The organism is Microbacterium alcoholitolerans, from assembly GCF_050408615.1.
Classification (GTDB): Bacteria; Actinomycetota; Actinomycetes; order Actinomycetales; family Microbacteriaceae; genus Microbacterium.
Window position 1 is genome coordinate 1 of record NZ_JBNTKD010000004.1, and the last position, 5,463, is coordinate 5,463.

Annotated in this window: 3 rRNA genes; all 3 read right to left on the reverse strand. The window is 55.1% G+C overall.

What is annotated here, in order from left to right:
* Positions 1 to 4: 4 nt before the first annotated feature.
* Positions 5 to 121: ribosomal RNA gene (gene rrf / locus ACQUSX_RS15895) — 5S ribosomal RNA — on the reverse strand.
* Between the two features lie 108 nt (positions 122 to 229).
* A 23S ribosomal RNA gene (locus tag ACQUSX_RS15900) occupies positions 230 to 3,455 on the reverse strand.
* A 354-nt stretch (positions 3,456 to 3,809) separates the two neighbouring features.
* Positions 3,810 to 5,334: ribosomal RNA gene (locus ACQUSX_RS15905) — 16S ribosomal RNA — on the reverse strand.
* Together the 16S, 23S and 5S rRNA genes form the textbook arrangement of a ribosomal RNA operon.
* Between the last annotated feature and the right edge of the window lie 129 nt (positions 5,335 to 5,463).

Genomic DNA, 5,463 nt, shown 5'->3' on the forward strand with positions numbered 1-5,463 from the left:
AGAAGTCCGGCGGTGTCCTACTCTCCCACAGGGTCCCCCCTGCAGTACCATCGGCGCTGTGAGGCTTAGCTTCCGGGTTCGGAATGTGACCGGGCGTTTCCCTCACGCTATGGCCGCCGTAACACTATTGACATGTATCGGTGACACACACGTGTTGGTGTGTGTTGTTTGGTTCCGACCGTACGTCGAGAACCACAAAGTGGACGCGTTCATCTCGCAGAAGGAGTGTGTTATCAAGTCATCGGCTTATTAGTACCAGTCAGCTGCATGCGTTGCCGCACTTCCACATCTGGCCTATCAACCCAGTCGTCTGGCTGGGAGCCTCTCCACCCGAGGGTGATGGAAGTCTCATCTTGAGGCCGGCTTCCCGCTTAGATGCTTTCAGCGGTTATCCATCCCGAACGTAGCTAACCAGCGGTGCTCCTGGCGGAACAACTGGCACACCAGAGGTTCGTCCAACCCGGTCCTCTCGTACTAGGGTCAGATCCTCTCAAACTTCCTACGCGCGCAGCGGATAGGGACCGAACTGTCTCACGACGTTCTAAACCCAGCTCGCGTACCGCTTTAATGGGCGAACAGCCCAACCCTTGGGACCTACTCCAGCCCCAGGATGCGACGAGCCGACATCGAGGTGCCAAACCATGCCGTCGATATGGACTCTTGGGCAAGATCAGCCTGTTATCCCCGAGGTACCTTTTATCCGTTGAGCGACAGCGCTTCCACAAGCCACTGCCGGATCACTAGTCCCGACTTTCGTCCCTGCTCGACCTGTCAGTCTCACAGTCAAGCTCCCTTGTGCACTTACACTCGCCACCTGATTGCCAACCAGGTTGAGGGAACCTTTGGGCGCCTCCGTTACTTTTTGGGAGGCAACCGCCCCAGTTAAACTACCCACCAGGCACTGTCCCTGAACCGGATCACGGTTCGAAGTTAGATATCCAATATGACCAGAGTGGTATTTCAACAATGACTCCACGAATACTGGCGTATCCGCTTCATAGTCTCCCACCTATCCTACACAAGCCACACCGAACACCAATACCAAGCTGTAGTAAAGGTCACGGGGTCTTTCCGTCCTGCTGCGCGTAACGAGCATCTTTACTCGTAATGCAATTTCGCCGAGTTCGCGGTTGAGACAGTTGGGAAGTCGTTACGCCATTCGTGCAGGTCGGAACTTACCCGACAAGGAATTTCGCTACCTTAGGATGGTTATAGTTACCACCGCCGTTTACTGGGGCTTANGTTCGCGGTTGAGACAGTTGGGAAGTCGTTACGCCATTCGTGCAGGTCGGAACTTACCCGACAAGGAATTTCGCTACCTTAGGATGGTTATAGTTACCACCGCCGTTTACTGGGGCTTAAATTCTCAGCTTCGCCTTGCGGCTAACCGGTCCTCTTAACCTTCCAGCACCGGGCAGGCGTCAGTCCGTATACATCGACTTGCGTCTTCGCACGGACCTGTGTTTTTAGTAAACAGTCGCTACCCACTAGTCTCTGCGGCCACCACACCCTTTCCCGTGCAAGACGGTATAAGTGGATGGCCCCCCTTCTCCCGAAGTTACGGGGGCATTTTGCCGAGTTCCTTAACCACGATTCTCTCGATCTCCTTGGTATTCTCTACCTGACCACCTGAGTCGGTTTGGGGTACGGGCGGCTTGAACCTCGCGTCGATGCTTTTCTCGGCAGCATAGGATCACCCACTTTTCATCCGCATCGTGTCTCAGCCTGTATGAGTCGCGGATTTGCCTACGACTCGGCCTACGCACTTGCACCAGGACAACCATCGCCTGGCATGGGCTACCTTCCTGCGTCACACCTGTTAATACGCTAACCGCACCAGCATAGGGTCGTGTGCTCCACCACCCGGTGTCACCCGAAGGTGACGATGGATGGCTTCGGACACTTAGCATCACTGGATTGGTTTGGGCGGTTCTTCGCCGGTACGGGAATATCAACCCGTTGTCCATCGACTACGCCTGTCGGCCTCGCCTTAGGTCCCGACTTACCCAGGGAAGATTAGCTTGACCCTGGAACCCTTGGTCTTCCGGAGGACGTGTTTCTCACACGTCTTTCGCTACTCATGCCTGCATTCTCACTCGTGTGGCGTCCACGGCTGGTTCACACCGCCGCTTCACTCGCCACACGACGCTCTCCTACCCATCAACACGGCTGGACCACGAAGGCCTACCAAAAATGTCAATGCCACAACTTCGGTGGCGTGCTTGAGCCCCGTTACATTGTCGGCGCGGAATCACTTGACCAGTGAGCTATTACGCACTCTTTCAAGGGTGGCTGCTTCTAAGCCAACCTCCTGGTTGTCTAAGCAACTCCACATCCTTTTCCACTTAGCACGCGCTTTGGGACCTTAGATGGTGGTCTGGGTTGTTTCCCTCTCGACTATGAAGCTTATCCCCCACAGTCTCACTGCTGCGCTCTCACTTACCGGCATTCGGAGTTTGGCTGACGTCAGTAACCTGGTGAGGCCCATCGGCCATCCAGTAGCTCTACCTCCGGCAAGAAACACGCAACGCTGCACCTAAATGCATTTCGGAGAGAACCAGCTATCACGAAGTTTGATTGGCCTTTCACCCCTATCCACAGCTCATCCCCTCAGTTTTCAACCTAAGTGGGTTCGGTCCTCCACGCGTTCTTACACGCGCTTCAACCTGGCCATGGATAGATCACTTCGCTTCGGGTCTAGGACATGCGACTGAATCGCCCTATTCAGACTCGCTTTCGCTACGGCTACCCCACACGGGTTAACCTCGCCACATATCACTAACTCGCAGGCTCATTCTTCAAAAGGCACGCTGTCACCCCTGCTAAGGAGGCTCCAACGGTTTGTAAGCAAACGGTTTCAGGTACTATTTCACTCCCCTCCCGGGGTACTTTTCACCTTTCCCTCACGGTACTTGTCCGCTATCGGTCATCTGGGAGTATTTAGGCTTATCAGGTGGTCCTGACAGATTCACACGGGATTTCTCGGGCCCCGTGCTACTTGGGATACTCTTCACGCTGCGAGCGGCATTTCGACTACGGGGCTGGCACCCACTATGGCTGGCCTTTCAAGACCATTCGTCTATACCGTCACATCACGTCGAACACTCGGCAGAATGTCCAGAAAAGTCCCACAACCCCGGGCATGCAACGCCTGCCGGCTATCACACACACCCGGTTTAGCCTCATCCGCTTTCGCTCGCCACTACTCACGGAATCACTGTTGTTTTCTCTTCCTGTGGGTACTGAGATGTTTCACTTCCCCACGTTCCCTCTACCCGCCCTATATATTCAGGCGGGAGTCACCAGGTCGCACAAACGCCTGGCGGGGTTTCCCCATTCGGAGACCCTCGGATCACAGTGTGCTTATCCACTCCCCGAGGCTTATCGCAGATTGCTACGTCCTTCTTCGGCTCCAGATGCCAAGGCATCCACCGTTTGCTCTTAAAGACTTGAAATCACATGAGATGGATCAACGCCAGGAAAAGCGTTGACCCGGTATTTCTTTAAGATGCTCGCGTCCACTGTGTAGTTCTCAAAGTACGGGCGGTCCCCCACCCCCATCCCCCAACCGGGAAACAGAAGTAAGGGCCACGAGGTCCAGTTCGACCCGAAGGCCGGCCCGGTCCCTCAGGACCCAACAGCGTGCAGACACCCAACCCGCCGGCCAAGCATTCCAACTGCCGAAGCAGCGTACTAACCCAAACCATTGCATTGAATGTCATGTCAAATGTTCCACCCATGAGCTCCGGTCACACACATTCGGTGCGAATCCGGCTCTGTCGGCTCCGAAGAACCGCAGTGCTCCTTAGAAAGGAGGTGATCCAGCCGCACCTTCCGGTACGGCTACCTTGTTACGACTTAGTCCTAATTACCGATCCCACCTTCGACGGCTCCCTCCACAAGGGTTAGGCCACCGGCTTCAGGTGTTACCGACTTTCATGACTTGACGGGCGGTGTGTACAAGACCCGGGAACGTATTCACCGCAGCGTTGCTGATCTGCGATTACTAGCGACTCCGACTTCATGAGGTCGAGTTGCAGACCTCAATCCGAACTGGGACCGGCTTTTTGGGATTCGCTCCACCTTACGGTATCGCAGCCCATTGTACCGGCCATTGTAGCATGCGTGAAGCCCAAGACATAAGGGGCATGATGATTTGACGTCATCCCCACCTTCCTCCGAGTTGACCCCGGCAGTATCCCATGAGTTCCCACCATTACGTGCTGGCAACATAGAACGAGGGTTGCGCTCGTTGCGGGACTTAACCCAACATCTCACGACACGAGCTGACGACAACCATGCACCACCTGTTCACGAGTGTCCAAAGAGTTGACCATTTCTGGCCCGTTCTCGTGTATGTCAAGCCTTGGTAAGGTTCTTCGCGTTGCATCGAATTAATCCGCATGCTCCGCCGCTTGTGCGGGTCCCCGTCAATTCCTTTGAGTTTTAGCCTTGCGGCCGTACTCCCCAGGCGGGGAACTTAATGCGTTAGCTGCGTCACGGAATCCGTGGAAAGGACCCCACAACTAGTTCCCAACGTTTACGGGGTGGACTACCAGGGTATCTAAGCCTGTTTGCTCCCCACCCTTTCGCTCCTCAGCGTCAGTTACGGCCCAGAGATCTGCCTTCGCCATCGGTGTTCCTCCTGATATCTGCGCATTCCACCGCTACACCAGGAATTCCAATCTCCCCTACCGCACTCTAGTCTGCCCGTACCCACTGCAAGCCCGAGGTTGAGCCTCGGAATTTCACAGCAGACGCGACAGACCGCCTACGAGCTCTTTACGCCCAATAATTCCGGATAACGCTTGCACCCTACGTATTACCGCGGCTGCTGGCACGTAGTTAGCCGGTGCTTTTTCTGCAGGTACCGTCACTCTCGCTTCTTCCCTGCTAAAAGAGGTTTACAACCCGAAGGCCGTCATCCCTCACGCGGCGTTGCTGCATCAGGCTTCCGCCCATTGTGCAATATTCCCCACTGCTGCCTCCCGTAGGAGTCTGGGCCGTGTCTCAGTCCCAGTGTGGCCGGTCACCCTCTCAGGCCGGCTACCCGTCGACGCCTTGGTGAGCCATTACCTCACCAACAAGCTGATAGGCCGCGAGCCCATCCCCAACCGAAAAATCTTTCCACCCACACACCATGCGGTGATGGGACATATCCAGTATTAGACACCGTTTCCAGCGCTTATCCCAGAGTCAGGGGCAGGTTGCTCACGTGTTACTCACCCGTTCGCCACTAATCCCCAAGTGCAAGCACCTGGTTCATCGTTCGACTTGCATGTGTTAAGCACGCCGCCAGCGTTCATCCTGAGCCAGGATCAAACTCTCCGTAAAAAACGAATGCATACCAACCACCGGGAAAACGGCAGAAAGCAGCGAGTTCAATCATGACCAAAACGAATAAATCATTGCTGACATATCCATACGCCAGACCAAAAGGCCTGGACTTTGATCCAAAGGAAT